The organism is Mycolicibacterium aubagnense (assembly GCF_010730955.1).
GTDB classification, from domain to species: domain Bacteria; phylum Actinomycetota; class Actinomycetes; order Mycobacteriales; family Mycobacteriaceae; genus Mycobacterium; species Mycobacterium aubagnense.
Window position 1 is genome coordinate 4,791,226 of record NZ_AP022577.1, and the last position, 16,533, is coordinate 4,807,758.

General features: G+C 67.5%; 13 protein-coding genes. 8 read left to right on the top strand and 5 right to left on the bottom strand.

The annotated features are described in order from the left end of the window. The first annotated feature begins 69 nt into the window (after window positions 1-69). Both G6N59_RS23000 and G6N59_RS23005 read left to right on the top strand, forming a co-directional pair. Complete coding sequence (locus G6N59_RS23000; RefSeq protein WP_138229152.1) at window positions 70-429, top strand: DUF3817 domain-containing protein; 360 nt, start codon at window positions 70-72, stop codon at window positions 427-429. Between the two features lie 13 nt (window positions 430-442). Then, window positions 443-1,330 (top strand): tetratricopeptide repeat protein, encoded by an 888-nt coding sequence (locus G6N59_RS23005; protein WP_138229153.1) that lies wholly within the window; start codon window positions 443-445, stop codon window positions 1,328-1,330. Between the two features lie 24 nt (window positions 1,331-1,354). Here the strand turns inward: G6N59_RS23005 and glgB are convergent, their stop codons facing one another. Beyond that, the gene (gene glgB / locus G6N59_RS23010; protein WP_138229154.1) at window positions 1,355-3,532 is read right to left on the bottom strand and encodes a 1,4-alpha-glucan branching protein GlgB; all 2,178 of its coding nucleotides are present in this window, start codon (window positions 3,530-3,532) and stop codon (window positions 1,355-1,357) included. Further along, complete coding sequence (locus tag G6N59_RS23015) at window positions 3,529-5,595, bottom strand: alpha-1,4-glucan--maltose-1-phosphate maltosyltransferase (RefSeq protein ID WP_138229155.1); 2,067 nt, start codon at window positions 5,593-5,595, stop codon at window positions 3,529-3,531. Before G6N59_RS23015 ends, glgB begins: the two co-directional genes overlap by 4 nt. Before the next feature lie 183 nt (window positions 5,596-5,778). Here G6N59_RS23015 and glgP point away from each other — a divergent pair, with 183 nt between their 5' ends. Both glgP and G6N59_RS23025 read left to right on the top strand, forming a co-directional pair. Then, window positions 5,779-8,397, top strand: coding sequence for an alpha-glucan family phosphorylase (gene glgP / locus G6N59_RS23020; protein WP_138229156.1), 2,619 nt, complete (start codon window positions 5,779-5,781; stop codon window positions 8,395-8,397). Then, a complete protein-coding gene (locus G6N59_RS23025; protein WP_138229157.1) occupies window positions 8,394-9,239 on the top strand; it encodes a virginiamycin B lyase family protein in 846 nt (281 codons plus the stop codon). Before glgP ends, G6N59_RS23025 begins: the two co-directional genes overlap by 4 nt. Here the strand turns inward: G6N59_RS23025 and G6N59_RS23030 are convergent, their stop codons facing one another. After that, complete coding sequence (locus G6N59_RS23030; RefSeq protein WP_138229158.1) at window positions 9,240-10,454, bottom strand: FAD-dependent oxidoreductase; 1,215 nt, start codon at window positions 10,452-10,454, stop codon at window positions 9,240-9,242. A gap of 102 nt (window positions 10,455-10,556) precedes the next feature. On the opposite strand from G6N59_RS23030, the gene G6N59_RS23035 reads away from it, so the two are divergent. After that, the gene (locus G6N59_RS23035) at window positions 10,557-11,006 is read left to right on the top strand and encodes a MarR family transcriptional regulator (protein WP_138229159.1); all 450 of its coding nucleotides are present in this window, start codon (window positions 10,557-10,559) and stop codon (window positions 11,004-11,006) included. 245 nt (window positions 11,007-11,251) lie between these two features. Here G6N59_RS23035 and G6N59_RS23040 read toward each other — a convergent pair whose 3' ends face one another. Both G6N59_RS23040 and G6N59_RS23045 read right to left on the bottom strand, forming a co-directional pair. Continuing rightward, window positions 11,252-13,258 carry an ATP-dependent DNA helicase gene (locus G6N59_RS23040; RefSeq protein WP_138229160.1) on the bottom strand — a complete coding sequence of 669 codons (2,007 nt, stop codon included), beginning with the start codon at window positions 13,256-13,258 and terminating at the stop codon, window positions 11,252-11,254. Beyond that, window positions 13,255-14,493: a nicotinate phosphoribosyltransferase gene (locus G6N59_RS23045; protein ID WP_234884124.1), complete on the bottom strand. Its 1,239-nt coding sequence runs from the start codon at window positions 14,491-14,493 to the stop codon at window positions 13,255-13,257. The genes G6N59_RS23040 and G6N59_RS23045 overlap by 4 nt, the downstream gene beginning before the upstream one ends. Before the next feature lie 92 nt (window positions 14,494-14,585). Between G6N59_RS23045 and clpS the strand changes: the two genes are divergently transcribed. The 3 genes from clpS to G6N59_RS23060 are packed head-to-tail and all read left to right on the top strand — an operon-like array spanning window position 14,586 to window position 16,498. Further along, window positions 14,586-14,897 (top strand): ATP-dependent Clp protease adapter ClpS, encoded by a 312-nt coding sequence (gene clpS / locus G6N59_RS23050; RefSeq protein ID WP_133428166.1) that lies wholly within the window; start codon window positions 14,586-14,588, stop codon window positions 14,895-14,897. A gap of 3 nt (window positions 14,898-14,900) precedes the next feature. Further along, entirely contained in the window at window positions 14,901-15,482 is a 582-nt protein-coding gene (gene aosR, locus G6N59_RS23055) for an oxidative stress transcriptional regulator AosR (protein ID WP_138229162.1), read from the top strand. Beyond that, complete coding sequence (locus tag G6N59_RS23060; RefSeq protein WP_138229163.1) at window positions 15,479-16,498, top strand: P1 family peptidase; 1,020 nt, start codon at window positions 15,479-15,481, stop codon at window positions 16,496-16,498. Before aosR ends, G6N59_RS23060 begins: the two co-directional genes overlap by 4 nt. Window positions 16,499-16,533: the final 35 nt, after the last annotated feature.

Below are 16,533 nucleotides of genomic sequence, written 5' to 3' on the forward strand. Positions count from 1 at the left end.
TCGGAGGCCGCGGCGAAGTGTGAACTACGCCTCGTAGTAGTCAGTCCGTCACTCGGGCACAATGGCGCCATGAGCGCTGTGGTGTCCCGGGTGGCGGGCTGGTTTCGTCTGATCGCGATGGCCGAGGCCTTCAGCTGGATCGGTCTGCTGGTCGGCATGTACTTCAAGTACCTCGGCACGCCTCGGACCGAGATCGGCGTGCACATCTTCGGCATGGTCCATGGCGTGGTGTTCCTGGGATTCCTGGCCACCGGACTGGTCGTCGGCCGGGCCGCCCGCTGGTCACCGGTCACCTGGGTGTCGGCGGCGCTGGCCAGCATCGTGCCGCTGGCCAGTGTGATCTTCCTGCGTTGGGCCGAACGGCACGGCGCGCTGGCCGTCGGTGCTGCTGCGGCCGAGGCCGAACCGGAGACGTCGGCCGTCGCGTGACAGACTGGACAGCGTGACTCGTCCGCGTCCTATCGGTCCCGCGCTGGCTGGCGCGGTGGACCTCTCCGCGCTCAAGAACCGTCCCGCCGAAGGTGCTGCCGCTGCCGGTGGCGCGCCCGGTGGCATCGAGATCACCGAGGCCAATCTCGAAGCCGAGGTGCTGATCCGCTCCGGCGAGGTGCCCGTCGTGGTGCTGTTGTGGTCGCCGCGCAGCGACTCGAGCGTCCAGCTGGGGCAGACGCTGTCCGCGCTGGCTGCCGAGGACGGTGGCAAGTGGTCGTTCGGCACGGTCAACGTCGACACCGCACCGCGTATTGCGCAGATGTTCGGCATCCAGGGCGTACCGACGGTCGTGGCGTTGGCCGGGGGACAGCCGATCACGAGCTTCGAGGGCGGCCAGCCGGCAGATCAGCTGCGACGCTGGGTGGACTCGCTGCTGCAGGCGACCGCCGGCAAGCTCGGTGGCGGCGCCGAGGGCGAGGAGGAGCAGGTCGACCCCGCGCTCGCACAGGCCCGCGAGTTCCTGGACAGCGGAGACTTCGACGGCGCCTTGGCCGCGTACCAGGCGATCCTCGACGCCGACCCGGCGCACGTGGAGGCCAAGGGTGCCGTGCAGCAGATCGCGTTCCTGCAGCGCGCGTCCGCGCAGCGCCCGGAAGCCGTGCGTCTCGCCGACGCATCGCCCGATGACATCGATCTGGCCTTCGCGGCCGCCGATGTGCAGCTCTTCCAGCGCGATGTCGACGGTGCGTTCAACCGGCTGATCGCGCTCATCAAGAAGACCTCGGGCGACGACCGGACCCGCGTGCGTACCCGGCTCATCGAGTTGTTCGAGCTGTTCGACCCGGCCGACCCTCAGGTCATCGCGGGCCGGCGCAATCTCGCCAACGCCCTCTACTGAGGCGCCCCTCGGCCTGCGGAGAACCTACTCGGCGGGCTTGAGCCAGAGCGCTGACAGCGGTGGGAGCACCAGGACAGCGGAGGCCGGCCGGCCGTGCCAGGGCTCGTCGGTGGCCTCCACCGCGCCCATGTTGCCTGCGCCCGCACCGTTGTAGACGGTCGCGTCGGTGTTCAGCAGTTCATGCCAGGTCCCGGTGTGCGGCAGGCCCAGGCGGTACTGCGAGTGCTCGCTGCCGGAGAAGTTGAAGACGCAGGCGATGGCCGACCCGTCGTCGCCGAACCGCAGGAAGCTCAGCACGTTGTTGTTCGAGTCGTTGGCGTCGATCCACGAGTAGCCCTCGGGATTGCTGTCGCGGGACCACAACGCGCGGTTGTCGCGGTAGATGCCGTTGATGTCGCGGACCAACTGCTGCACCCCGGTGGAGAAGCTGTGCTCGCCGAGCTGGAACCAGTCCAGTCCCCGTTCCTCGGACCACTCGGCGCGCTGGCCGAATTCCTGTCCCATGAACAGTAATTGCTTGCCCGGGTGTGCCCATTGGTAAGCCAAGAGCTGACGGAGGCCGGCGGCCTTGGCGTGATCGTCGCCGGGCATCCGGGTCCACAGCGTGCCCTTGCCGTGCACGACTTCGTCGTGGCTGATCGGCAGCACATAGTTCTCGCTGTAGGCGTACAGCATCGAGAACGTCATCTCGTGGTGGTGATAGCTGCGATGCACCGGGTTATGGCTGATGTAGTCCAGGGTGTCGTTCATCCACCCCATGTTCCACTTCATCGAGAAGCCAAGGCCGCCAAGGTTTGTCGGGCGGGTGACGCCAGGCCATGAAGTGGATTCCTCGGCGACGGTGACGATGCCGGGGGCCAGTTTGTGGACGGTGGCGTTCATCTCCTGCAGGAACTGTACTGCTTCCAGATTCTCCCGGCCGCCGTAGATGTTGGGCGTCCAGCCGCCGTCGGGGCGGGAGTAGTCGAGGTACAACATGGAGGCGACGGCGTCGACGCGCAGGCCGTCGACGTGGAACTCCTCGAGCCAGTACAGCGCGTTGGCCACCAGGAAGTTGCGGACTTCGTTCCGTCCGAAGTCGAAAACGTAGGTGCCCCAATCGAGTTGCTCGCCGCGGCGGGGGTCGGCGTGCTCGTACAGCGGCGTGCCGTCGAAGCGGCCCAGCGCCCACGAGTCCTTGGGGAAGTGGGCGGGCACCCAGTCGACGATCACGCCGATGCCGGCCTGGTGCAGCGTGTCGACCAGATACCGGAAGTCGTCGGGTGTGCCGAGCCGCGACGTCGGCGCATAGTACGACGTCACCTGGTAACCCCAGGAGCCGCCGTAGGGATGCTCGGCCACGGGCAGGAGCTCGACGTGTGTGAAGCCCTGCGCCACCACGTATTCGGTGAGTTCGACGGCCAGTTCCCGGTAGCTGAGCCCGGGGCGCCAGGACATGAGATGCACCTCGTAGGTGCTCATGGGCTCGAATACCGGGTTCAGCTCGGCGCGGGCGGTCATCCACCCGTCGTCGTTCCAGACGTAGTCGCTGACAAAGGTTTTCGACGCCGTCAGGGGCGGCACTTCGGTGCTGAAGGCCATCGGGTCGGCGCGATCGCTGACTGATCCATTGCCGGCGCGGATGCGGAACTTGTACAGACTGCCGGCTTCGAAGCCGGGCCAGAACAGCTCCCACACCCCGGACGAGCCCAGGGCTCGCATCGGTGCCTCGCTGCCGTCCCAGTGGTTGAAGTCGCCGATCAGGTTGACGCCCTTGGCGTTGGGCGCCCACACCGCGAACGAGAAGCCGTCAACCACGCCGTCCGGTGTCGTGAACGAACGGGGTTGGGCGCCAAGGATTTCCCACAACCGTTCGTGCCGGCCCTCGGCCAGCAGGTGCAGGTCCATGTCGCCGAGCGTCGGGAGGAAGCGGTAGGGGTCGGCCGTGGTGTATACGACATCGCCCGGGTATTCGACTTCGAAGCGGTAGTCGGCGAGCTTGTTGAACGGCACCTGGACGGCGAACACGCCATCCGCGATGGCCTCCATCGGGTAGCGCTTCTTGCCGATCAGCGCGGTGACCCCGATGGCGTGCGGATGCAGCGCCCGGATGACGGTGCGCTTGCCGTATTCGTGCGCGCCCAGGATCGAATGCGGGTCGTGGTGTTCGCCGGCCAGCAGTCGGGCCAGCTCGGCGGCGGGTGGGTGGAGGTGGCTCGTCACGGTTGCCTCCGCAGGAGACTCAGCCTTTTGTCGTACGGGATTTGCGGCATGTTCAGTACGTGGGCTACTGCTTTGTCCGGGTCCAGTCGCACGTAATTCCCTGCGCCCCATTGATATTCCTCACCGGTGATCTCGTCTCGCACCCAGAACCGGTCGTGGTCCGCCATGCCGAGGGCGCCCATGTCCAGCCACAGCGTTGCCTGCTCGGGGCCGAATGCGTTGAGCGTCAACACCACAAGGACGGTGTCGCCGGTAACGGGGTCGAACTTGCTGTACGCCAACATCGAGTCGTTGTCGACGTGATGGAACTTGATGGTCCGTAATTGGCTGAGCGCCGGATGCACGCGCCGAATCTCGTTGAGCCGGGTCAGCAGCGGCTCCAGGGACCGGCCGCCGGCAAGCGCCGCCTCGAAATCCCGTGGCCGCAACTGGTACTTCTCCGAGTCCAGGTACTCCTCGCTGCCCTCGCGCACCGCCTGGTGCTCGAACAACTCGTAGCCGGAGTAGACGCCCCAGGACGAGCTCAGCGTGGCCGCCAGCACCGCACGGATCGCGAACATGCCCGGACCGCCGTGCTGCAGGCTGGCATGCAGGATGTCGGGGGTGTTGACGAACAGGTTGGGCCGGTAGAAGTCGGCGTACTCGGCGATCTGCTGGCCGAATTCGGTGATCTCCCACTTGTAGTTACGCCACGTGAAATACGTATACGACTGGGTGAAGCCGAGTTTCGCGAGGCCGTAGAGTCGGGCCGGCCGGGTGAACGCCTCGGACAGGAACAAGACGTCGGGGTCGATGTTCTTGGCCTGGGCGATGAGCCAGGCCCAGAAGTTCGCCGGCTTGGTGTGCGGATTGTCGACCCGGAAGATCGTCACGCCGTGCGACATCCAGAACGTGACCACGCGCAGCACCTCGTCGTACAGGCCGGCCGGGTCGTTGTCGAAGTTCAGCGGGTAGATGTCCTGGTACTTCTTCGGCGGATTCTCCGCGTACGCGATGGTGCCGTCGGGCAATACCGTGAACCACTCCGGGTGCTCCTTGGCCCACGGGTGATCGGGTGCGCACTGCAGCGCCAGGTCGAGCGCCACCTCAAGGCCGTTGTCGCGGGCGGTGGCGACCATGTCGTCGAACTCGGCGATGGTCCCCAGGTCCGGGTGCACCGCGTCGTGCCCGCCCTCGTCGCTGCCGATCGCCCACGGAGAACCGACGTCGCCCGGGGTGGCCGTCACGTTGTTGTTCGGGCCCTTGCGGTGCACCTTGCCGATCGGATGCACCGGCGGCAGGTACAGGACGTCGAAACCCATTGCGGCGACCCGCGGAATGGCCTTGGCGGTCGTGGAGAACGTGCCGTGCACCGGCCGGCCGTCGGAGTCCCAGCCGCCGGTGGACCGGGGGAACAGCTCGTACCAGGAGCTGAACCGGGCCCGTGGACGGTCGACCCAGATGCCGTATTGCTCTCCCCGAGTGACCAATTCACGGAGCGGGTACTTGCGCAGCAGATCCGTGACGTCGGACGCCAACGCTGCCGCGGCTCGGACATACGGGTCGCCCGGTTCCCGGAGCCGCCTCGCGGCCGCGAGCAGCGGCGTGCGGTCGTCCTGGGGGACGGCCGTCGCGGCACGTTCCAGGAGGGTCGCCCCGACCAGCAGGTCATTGGACAACTCGGCCTCGCTCTGGCCCGCCTCGAGCTTGGCCTTGATGGCGTGTCGCCACGTCGCGATCGGGTCGCCCCAACCGTCGACCCGGAAGGTCCACAGCCCGACCTCGTCAGGCGTGAACTGGCCGTGGAAGACGTCGGGCGTGACGCCCTGCGCCATGGGCAGCCGGGTTGGCTTGATTTTCGCGCGCGGCGGAGTCGGCACGGCTGTTGCACCGGGTGGGGTTTCAGCGAGCTGCGGGTAGACGGGGCCGTGGTAGCGCACCACCAGCGTTGCGGCGACGGCGTCGTGACCTTCGCGCCACACGGTCGCGCTGATCGGAACCACTTCGCCGACCACGGCCTTGGCGGGATATCGGCCTGCGGACACCACTGGTGCGACGTCGTCGATCTCGATCCGACCGGCCACCCAAACCACTCCTTACCCGGGCACCGGCCACTACGTGCCGTAGTGGCCTCAATGGCCCGCCCGTGCTCTGATACCCACCGTAGTAGTCGATGACACCAGAGGGGCAGTGAGCAGTTCGATCGGCATCGAGCTGACGTCGAACTGACGCTGCATGAACTCGAAATGTCAGTAAGGTTCTTCTGTGTGAAAGCCCTCCGCCGGTTCACCGTCCGTGCCCACCTGCCCGAACGCCTCGCCGCTCTGGAGCGGCTGTCCATCAACCTGCGCTGGTCCTGGCACACGCCCACTCAGGAGCTGTTCGCGGAGATCGATCCGGCGCTGTGGGAACAGGTCGGTGCCGACCCGGTGGCGTTGCTCGGTGCGGTCAGCCCGGCGCGGCTCGACGAATTGGCGGCCGACGACGACTTCGTCGGCCGGGTGAACCACCGCGCCAGCGATCTGGACAACTATCTGAACCGGCCGCTGTGGTACCAGGAGCAGGCCGACCACGCCGAGGACGGCGGGCCCGCCATGCCGAGAGGCATCGCGTATTTCTCCATGGAGTTCGGAGTCTCTGAGGTCCTGCCCAACTATTCCGGTGGCCTCGGCATCCTCGCGGGCGATCACCTCAAGTCGGCGTCGGATCTCGGTCTCCCGCTGATCGCGGTCGGGCTGTACTACCGGTCCGGCTATTTCAAGCAGTCGCTGACCGCCGACGGCTGGCAGCATGAGAACTACCCGTCGTTGGACCCTCAGGGTCTGCCGCTGCGGCTGTTGACGGGCGCGGACGGACAGCCGACCCTGGTGTCGCTGAATCTGCCGGAGTCGCAGGTGTTGCGGGCGCGGGTGTGGGTGGCGCAGGTCGGGCGAGTTCCGTTGCTGCTGCTCGACTCTGACATCCCCGAGAACGAGCACGAACTGCGTTCGGTGACCGATCGGCTCTACGGCGGCGACCAGGAACACCGGATGAAGCAGGAGCTGCTCGCCGGCATCGGTGGCATCCGCGCCATCCGGGCGTTCACCGAGATCGAGGGCCTCGAAGCGCCCGAGGTTTACCACATGAACGAAGGCCACGCGGGCTTCCTTGGCGTGGAACGTATTCGGGAGTACATCAGCGGCTCAGGGCTGGACTTCGAGACCGCGCTGACGGTGGTCCGGTCTTCGACAGTCTTCACGACCCACACCCCGGTGCCGGCCGGTATCGACCGGTTCCCGGTGGAGATGGTGCGGCGCTACTTCGACGACACCGTCGCTGCGCCGCTGCTACCCGAGGTGCCGCTGTACCGCGTGGTCGCGTTCGGCGCCGAGGACGATCCCGACAAATTCAACATGGCGCACATGGGTTTACGGCTCGCACAGCGTGCCAACGGGGTGTCGCTGCTGCACGGCCGGGTGAGCCGAGGCATGTTCAACGAACTGTGGCCGGGCTTCGACCAGGCCGAGGTGCCGATCGGGTCAATTACCAACGGCGTACACGCGCCCACCTGGGCGGCGCCGCAATGGCTGGAGTTGGGCCGCGAGCTGGTCGGCGTCAAAGGGATGACGGCTGTCGACCAGGCGGCGGGGGAGCCGCAGCTGTGGCAGCGGCTGCACGACGTCGACCCCGGTCATCTGTGGTGGATCCGGTCCCAGCTGCGCGAGATGCTCGTCGCCGATGTGCGGGCCCGGCTGCGGCGTTCCTGGCTCGAGCGTGGCGCCACCGAGGCTGAACTCGGCTGGATCGCAACGGCTTTCGATCCATCTGTGCTGACCATCGGCTTCGCCCGTCGGGTGCCCACGTACAAGCGGTTGACGCTGATGCTGCGCGACCCGGAACGACTGGAACGGCTGCTGCTCGACGAGTCGCGGCCGGTGCAGCTGATCGTCGCGGGCAAGTCGCATCCGGCCGACGATGGCGGCAAGGCGCTGATCCAGCAGGTGGTGAAGTTCGCCGACCGGCCCGAGGTGCGTCACCGGATCGCGTTCCTGCCGGATTACGACATGTCGATGGCCCGCCTGTTGTACTGGGGCTGCGATGTGTGGCTCAACAACCCGTTGCGTCCGCTGGAAGCCTGTGGCACGTCGGGGATGAAGAGCGCGCTCAACGGCGGGCTGAACCTCTCGATCCGCGACGGCTGGTGGGACGAGTGGTACGACGGCGAAAACGGTTGGGAAATCCCGACTGCCGACGGTGTCACCGACGAGGCCCGCCGTGACGACCTCGAAGCCGCCGCGCTGTACGACCTGATGCAGAACTCGGTGGCGCCGAAATTCTACGAGCGCAACGAACATGGCGTGCCGATGCGGTGGGTCGAAATGGTGCGGCACACGCTGCAGTCGCTCGGGCCCAAGGTGCTGGCGTCGCGCATGGTGCGCGACTACACCGAGAAGTATTACGCCCCTGCGGCACAGTCGTTCCGGCGCACCGTGGAGCCGATCGACGGCGTGCCGTTCGGTGCGGCCCGATCGCTGGCCGCCTACCGCCAGCGGGTGACCGAGACCTGGCCGAAGATTCAGATCACCGACGTCGACAGCTACGGGCTGCCCGACACGCCGCTGCTGGGTTCGGAGTTGTCGCTGACCGCCAAGGTGCAGCTGGCTGGTCTGCGCACCGATGAAGTTGTGGTGCAAGCGGTTCTGGGGCGGGTCGACACCGGCGACCAGCTGGTGGACCCGGTGACGGTGCCCATGACGCACACGACTTCCGGCGAGGGCGGCGTCGAAATCTTCTCGGCGACCACGCCGCTGCCGGTGGCCGGGCCCGTCGGGTACACCGTTCGGGTGCTGCCGCACAACGCATTGCTGGCCGCCGACAACGAGCTCGGGCTGGTCACGCTGGCGTGAGTGCACTGACTGTTGCGGTCGATGGTGGACCGTACGCGCTGGCGGCCGGCCCGGACGGCGCGATGTGGGTGACGTCGGTGAGGGCAGGTTCGGTGGCCAGGGTTGACGCTCGCGGTGAGGTACGGCTGTTCGAGGTCGGCGCGGACAGCCGGCCGATGCAGATCTGCGCAGGTCCTGACGGAGCGATGTGGTTCACCTGTGCCGGTACCCACCGGCTGGGCCGGATCAGCGGTGACGGTGCCCTGACGTTTACCGAATTAGATTGGGGCAGTGCGCCATTCGGCATCACGGTCGGACTCGACGACGCCGTCTGGTTCACCGCCATGGACGCCGGGACCGTCGGTCGCGTCGGTGCTGATGGCGTGGTGGAGCAGGTCGCCGCGCCCGGTGGGATGCCGTCGATGATCACCGCCGGCGGTGACGGCGCACTCTGGTTCACGCTGAATCAGAAGTCCGCCATCGGGCGACTGACGGTGGACGGCAAACTGTCGGTCCGGCCGACTCCGACACCGTCGGCAGGTCCGGTCGGTATCTGCGCCACCCACGACGATGCCGTGTGGTTCACGGCAATTGGTGCGGACAAGTTGGGCCGCATCCCGCTGAACGACGCCATCCAGGAATTGGACCTGCCGGGCAAGCCGCACGCAGTGGTCGCCGATGCGGCCGATGGCGTATGGGTGAGTTTGTGGGGCGCAGACGCCATCGCCCGGGTCACCGCCGATGGCGAGGTCTCGACATTCGATCTGCCGCCGGGCAGCGAGCCGCACGGGTTGGCCGTCGATCGTGATGGCGCGCTGTGGGTGGCGCTGGAGTCTGGGTTCGTGGTGCGGCTGCCGGTGTAGCTAGGCGGGCACCGGCTGGACGGTGCTGTCGAAGTCGATGTGGTGGCCCTGCAGCCACATCATCGAGCGGCCATCGTCTTTCGCGGCCTGCCGGAAGACCACTGGCAGAATCAGTTCACGAAGGAACCGCCCCACCGGGCCTGCGGCCTTGCTGTTGGCCGACCGGTGTCCGTGATGGACGATCTTCTCCACCCGGCGGCGGCGCAACGATTCGAATGTCGTGAATGCCGTTGGGATGGCAGGGCAATCACGCAAGCACTGCGCGAGAATCACGGCGTCCTCGACGGACATCGACGCGCCTTGGCCTGCCGATGGTGCGGTGGCATGGGCCGCGTCGCCGATGATGATCTGGTTGCGCCGATTGTGCCAGTGCTTCACCACTGGCAGGTCGTAGGTGGCCCACCCGATCATCGGGCCAGGCGCGGCGTCGATGATGTCGTGCGCGGGCCCGGCATCGCCGGACATCAACTGGTGCAGCCAGTTTCGCCAGTCGGCGTCGGTCATGTCGGACAACACCCCACGTTCGGGTTCGCGGGCCATCGGTGGGTTGGCGAACCAGACGGTGCCACCGTCCGGGGTCGGAAACCAGGCGAAGAAGCACCGCGCGCCGAACTGCATCCGGAATTCGCGTGGCGGCACATCGACGGTGAAGTTCGGGATGTAACCGCCGACGTTGAGTACCGGCACGTAGCGGGGCGCGCGGGCGTGCGGGTCGATGACCCGGCGTACCGCGGAATGGATACCGTCGCAGCCGACCAGCAGATCACCGGTCGCGATACTGCCGTCGGCGAACTGTGCGTGGACCCTGCCGCCGGAAGTCGTTGTCGCGGTGACGAATTCCTTGCCATAGCTGTAGTGGACACCGCGTTCGGTGGCCAGCGCATTGAGTTCGCGGTAGAGGTCGGCGCGACGCATCATGACCGATGGCTGGCCGTCCGGGCGCCGTGCGGCCATGGGGATTCGACCCAGCTCCTTGCCGCTGCCGGTGATGAAGCTGATGGCGTCGTTCGGGTAGCCCAGGTTCTCGAGCGGTCCGGCCGCATCGACGGCCCGCAGCGCATCCATACCGTTGGCCTGAAAGTTCAGCCAGGCGCCGCGGAGGTCGGCGCCGGACGGTGAGCGTTCGAAGACGTGGGCGTCGATACCCACGCGCTGCAGCGCGATGGCCAGGACCGGGCCGGCCACCCCGGCGCCGATGATGAGTGCTTCGGTCATGCGTGTTCCTCGCTATGTCGCCAGATGGCTCGACAATCGGATAGCTTGATCATCAAGCAGTAGAATGGAAGGTGGATCGCTCGATTGTCAAGCGAAAATTCCGTGGCCGACCGCTTGGGAGCAGCGGTGCAGGCCTATCAGGCGGCGGTCGACGACTTCGATCGCGAGGTCGCGCGGCTGCTCGGCATCAACGCGACAGATGCTCGCTGCCTGGAAATTCTGATCCAGGAAACGCCCGATGGCCTGACACCGCGGGAGTTGGCTGATCGCCTGGGCCTCACCACCGGCAGCGCCACGACGATGCTCGACCGCTTGGAGAAGGTCGGTTATGTGATGCGCTCAGCGCACCCCAGTGATCGGCGCAAACTGCTGGTCCACGCCACCACTACCGCGCGCGAGCGTGCCTTCGAACTCATCGGCCCGCTGGTGGCCGGGGGGAAGCGCACCCTGCTGAGCCGTTACAGCGCTGAACAGCTGGAGCTGATCACCGAGTTCCTCACGCGCGCAACCGAATTGCAGCGCAACCATGTCGGGCGGCTGCGCGGGATGTGACCGACATCGGGCGTGTCGCCGCTGTCTGCAACGTGTGCGATCCAGACCCGTCAGCATGTGCTGACATCGTCAACACATGCTGACAATGTCAGCCTCGGCTGACAGGTCCTGGCGCGAAGTGGTGGGGAAGGAGCTCCCGTGGGCCGCGGGCGCGAGGACTGCGGGCGCGAGGACTGCGGACGCGAGGACTGCGGGCACGAGGACGGTGGGCGCGAGGACGGTGGACGCGAGGACCGCGGTATTCGTCAGCTGGATGCGGCCAGCCGCTCCAGTGCGCTGCGCACCCGAACCGGGTCCGTCGTCGACCAGTAGGGCGGCAGCGACGACTGCAGGAACCCGCCGTAGCGCGCCGTCGCCATGCGGGAGTCCAAGATGGCGATGACGCCACGGTCGTTGACGCTGCGCAGCAGGCGTCCGGCACCCTGCGCCAACAGCAGTGCGGCGTGCGATGCCGCCACCGCCATGAAGCCGTTGCCGCCGCGTGCGGCGATGGCCCGCTGACGCGCGGTCAGCAGCGGATCGTCGGGGCGGGGGAACGGAATTCGGTCGATGATCACCAGTGACAGCGACGGTCCAGGCACGTCGACGCCCTGCCACAGCGACAGCGTGCCGAACAGCGACGTCTCGGCGTCTTCGGTGAAGCGGCGCACCAGCGTTGAAGTCGAGTCCTCGCCCTGGCACAGCACGGGGGTGTCGAGCCGTTCGCGCATGATCTCGGCGGCGGTCTTGGCGGCGCGCATCGACGAGAACAGGCCCAGCGTGCGTCCGCCGGCGGCGGTGATCAGTTCGTATATCTCGTCGAGCTGTTCCGGTGGGGCGGCGTCGCGTCCCGGCGGCGGCAGGTGCTTCGCGACGTACAGAATCCCCGACTTGGCATGGGAGAAGGGCGATCCCACGTCCATGCCCTTCCACTTCGGAGCGGGCGAGGTGGAGGCACCCTCTTCTGAGGGCACTGACAACCCCCACGCCCGCGCCATCGACTCGAAGCGCCCGCCGATGGTCAGTGTCGCCGAGGTCAGCACCGCGGTCACCTCGCCGAACAGTCGGCCACGTAGCAGCCCGGCCACCGAGAGCGGAGCCACTCGCAGGATGTATCGCACTGAGCCCCTGGACTCTTCGCGATCCAGCCACACCACGTCATAGCGGTCGGGGATGGCCGGTACGAACGAGTCGATGATGCGGGACGCGGTATCGCTCAGGTCGGTCAGCGCCGTGACGGCCTCGCTACGGGCCGCGGCGGCGGTGGGGTCCGACGGCGCCGTATCGATCGCCATCTTGACCTTGTCCGTCGAGTCGCGGACCACTGTCAAGTAGGTGGCGAGCTCGTCGTCGAGCACGTCGATGCGCCCGGGTTCCATGTCGTGGATGGTCGACCCCAGCGTGGCGATGGAGGCCTCGAGGCGTTCTGCCAGTTCAGGTTCCACCAATCGAGCGGCGCGTCGGAGTGCCACGGCCATGGACGTTGCGGAGAGCTCGCCGGTGGCCACGCTCGTCACGCGGTCGACCAGTTCGTGGGCCTCGTCGACCACCAGTAGTTGGTGTTCGGGCAGGACGTTGACCTCGGAGATGGCATCGATGGCCAGCAGCGCGTGGTTGGTGACGATGACGTCGACCGCACCCGCCTTGGCGCGGGCCTTCTCGGCGAAACAGTCTGTGCCGTAAGGGCATCGAGTCGCGCCGATGCACTCCCGGGCGCCGACACTGACCTGCGACCAGGCTCGGTCCAGGACGCCCGGCACCACCTCGTCGCGGTCACCGCTCTCGGTGTCCGACGACCATTCGATGAGTCGCTTGACGTCACGGCCCAACGCCGACGCGGCCACAGGGTTGAACAGTTCTTCTTGCGGGAGATCCTCTTCGGCAGAGGCTCCGCTGTGAACCTTGTTCAGGCACAAGTAATTTCCGCGGCCCTTGAGCAGCGCGAACTCGGGACGGCGCGGCAGGTGCGGGGCCAGCGCGTCGGCCAAGCGGGGCAGGTCGCGGTCCACCAGCTGACGCTGCAGCGCGATGGTCGCGGTCGACACCACCACGGGCTGATTCGACGCGACGGCATGCGCGATGGACGGCACCAGGTACGCCAACGACTTGCCGGTGCCGGTGCCGGCCTGAACTGCCAGGTGCTCACCGTTGTCGAAGGCATGGCCGACGGCTTCGGCCATCTCGATCTGGCCGCTGCGTTCGGCGCCGCCGAGGGCGGATACCGCGATGGACAGCAGTGCGGACACATCAGTGGTGCTGGACTTGCGGCTCATGCACTCACCAGTCGGGTCGGGATGGCGGGCTCACCGCGCGAGAGTTTGAGGCCGTCCCACGGCAGGCTGCGAAGTCCGGCGGCGACGCGCGCGCGGGCATCGGCGAGCGACGAGTCGCACACGACGGAGCCCGACCGCATGAGCGGCACCGTCAGGACTCGCCCGCCGTCGGATGGGGCCGAATCGGCCGGGTACACCACCTCTTCAATGACGGTTCCGGACGGCTTGGCCAGGCGGAGGGCAGCTTTGCGTCCACCGTGAGATTCCTTGTGCGTGCTGCGTTTTGCCACGGGTCGGCCGTCGACCTCGACCAGCTTGTAGACCATCGACGCGGTCGGCGCACCGGAGCCGGTGACGACCGACGTGCCGACGCCATAGACATCGACCGGCGCGGCGGCCAGGCCGGCGATCGAGTACTCGTCGAGGTCACCGGACACGACGATCTTGGTGACGCGAGCGCCCAGCGAGTCGAGTTGGTCGCGGACCTGGCGTGCCATGACGCCGAGGTCTCCCGAGTCGATGCGGACGGCACCGAGCTCGGGCCCGGCCACCGCGACGGCGTTGGCCACGCCCTGGGTGATGTCGTAGGTGTCGACCAGCAGCGTCGTCCCGACGCCCAGCGCATCGACCTGGGCGCGGAACGCGGCAACCTCGTCGGGGCCGCTCGGCGCGGTGTGCACCAGGGTGAAGGCGTGTGCGCTGGTGCCCAGTGCGGGGACGCCGTAGGTCCGCTGTGCCTCCAAGTTCGAGGACGCGAAGAACCCGGCGATGTACGCCGCCCGGGCCGCGGCGACCGCGGCGTGCTCGTGGGTGCGCCGCGATCCCATCTCGATCAGCGGCCGGCCGGTCGAGGCGCTGACCATGCGGGCGGCCGCCGACGCGATGGCGGTGTCGTGATTGAAGATCGACAGCACGAGCGTCTCGAGGATGACGCACTCGGCGAACGTGCCGTGAATCGACAGCACCGGCGAATCGGGGAAGTACAGCTCGCCCTCGGAGTAGCCGTCGATGTCGCCGCGGAACTCGTAGTCGGCCAGCCAGCGGAGCGTCTCGTCGTCGAGAAAGTCCAGAGAGGCCAGCGCCGCGTCGTCGAATCGGAAGTCGGCGAGCGCGGAGAGGAACCGCGCGGTGCCGGCGACCACCCCATATCGGCGTCCGAAGGGCAGCCGCCTGGCAAACACCTCGAACGACGCGCGGCGGTGTGCCGTGCTGTCGCGCAGGGCAGCAGCGAGCATGGTGAGCTCGTATTTGTCGGTCAGCAACGCGGCGGTCACAGAGCTCACCGTACTGGTTCTTCACCGCGTATCTGCCCGGCTATTCTGGGCTCATGGTTCTGGGTGCCAGCTCGTCGACGGTAGTCGCGCGGACAAGCCCCGCGACTGACGTCGAAGAGGTGGCCGGCCTGGACAGTCCGTGGGTGACCATCGTCTGGGACGACCCGGTGAATCTGATGACCTACGTGACTTACGTCTTCCAGAAGCTGTTCGGTTACAGCGAGGTGCGCGCAACGGAACTGATGATGCAGGTGCACACCGAGGGCAAAGCCGTCGTCTCGGCGGGCAGCCGGGAGTCGATGGAAGTCGACGTCACCAAACTGCATGCAGCGGGACTGTGGGCAACCATGCAGCAGGACCGCTGAGCGGTGCGCAAGTGGAAGCGGGTCAACACGTCGTCGGGCGTGCGCATCAGGTCGGGTCTGGAGGCGCACGAAGTCACCATGCTGCGCAACTTGGTCGGCTCGCTGATCGAGATGCTCGATGACCGCGAATCCGCTTCACCGCGTGACGAACTCGCCGAACTGACTGGTATGAAGATCGGGCCGTCGCAGGCCCCTGACGACGACACCATGCGCCGGTTGCTGCCGGACTTCTACCACGATCCCGCCCAGCATCCCGATGGCCGCGCCGCTGGTGAGAGCCTCAACGGCGCGCTGCGCAGCCTGCACGAACCAGCGATCATCGACGCCAAACGGCACGCCGCGGGGCGGCTTCTCGATTCCCTGCCGGACCCGGCTGGCAAGTTCGAGTTGACCGAGGAACAGGCAGAGGACTGGGCGGCCGCGATCAATGATGTGCGGCTGGCTCTGGGCGCCATGCTCGACATCGGACCCGATGGGCCGCAACGTCTTTCGCCGGACCATCCGATGGCGGGGCATGTGGAGGTGTATCAGTGGCTGACGTATCTGCAGGAGTACCTCGTGCTGAGTCTGCTGGACGAGCGGTGACGGGCTCCATCACCGACGTCGCCGACATCCTGGTTGGCAACTACCAGCGCATCGAAGACGCCACCTTGGGCGGCGGCTGGGCAACGGGCACCACGGTTGTGCTCGCACCGCCCGGAACCGTCGGCGCGGTGGACGTGCGCGGCGGAGCGCCCGGCACCCGCGAGACCGATCTGCTCGACCCGGCCAACAGCGTGCGGCACGTCGACGCGATCGTGCTCACCGGCGGCAGTGCTTACGGACTCGCCGCGGCTGACGGTGTCATGACCTGGCTCGAGGAGCACGACCGCGGCGTGAAGATGCCCGGCGGCCGGGTGCCGATCGTGCCGGGTGCGGTGATCTTCGATCTGCCCGTCGGCGCGTGGGCCAACCGGCCGACGGCGGAGTTCGGCTACCAGGCCGTCGCCCATGCCGGCACCGACGTGCCCACCGGCAACGTCGGCGCGGGCGCGGGTGCGCGGGCCGGGGCGCTCAAGGGTGGGCTCGGGACGGCGTCGGTCACGCTCGATAACGGCGTCACCGTCGGCGCGCTCGTCATCGTCAACGCGGCGGGCCACGTCGTCGATCCACAGACCGGCTTGCCGTGGTCGGCCGACCAGATCGCCCGCTTCGGGCTGCAGCCTCCGCCACCCGAGCAGATCGAGGCGTACCGCACCCGCGTGACGGACCCGAAGCCGCTCAACACGACCATCGCCGTCGTCGCGACCGACGCCGCGCTCAGCCCGGCCGGCTGTAAGAAGGTGGCCGTCGCCGCGCACAACGGACTGGCCCACACCATCCGTCCGGCGCACACCGCCGTCGACGGCGACACCGTCTTCGCGCTCGCGACGGGCCGGGTGCACATCGAGCCGGATCCGGCGACGCCGGAGCAGATGAATCCAGAGACGCGACTCATCTCCGAGATCGGGGCCGCCGCGGCCGACGCGCTCGCCACCGCCGTGATGGTCGGGGTGCTGGCCGTCGAGTCGATCGCGGGAATCCCGACCTACCGCGACCTGCTTCCGGGAGCCTTCGCCTGACGGTCTCCGCAGGTAGCCTGGGGGCATGACGCCAG

Excerpts from the sequence above, each read along its gene's own strand:
- G6N59_RS23000 (WP_138229152.1), top strand. The coding sequence starts at position 70 with ATGAGCGCTGTGGTGTCCCGGGTGGCGGGCTGGTTTCGTCTGATCGCG.
- G6N59_RS23030 (WP_138229158.1), bottom strand. The coding sequence starts at position 10,454 with ATGACCGAAGCACTCATCATCGGCGCCGGGGTGGCCGGCCCGGTCCTG.
- G6N59_RS23040 (WP_138229160.1), bottom strand. The coding sequence starts at position 13,258 with ATGAGCCGCAAGTCCAGCACCACTGATGTGTCCGCACTGCTGTCCATC.
- G6N59_RS23045 (WP_234884124.1), bottom strand. The coding sequence starts at position 14,493 with ATGCTCGCTGCTGCCCTGCGCGACAGCACGGCACACCGCCGCGCGTCG.
- clpS (WP_133428166.1), top strand. The coding sequence starts at position 14,586 with ATGGTTCTGGGTGCCAGCTCGTCGACGGTAGTCGCGCGGACAAGCCCC.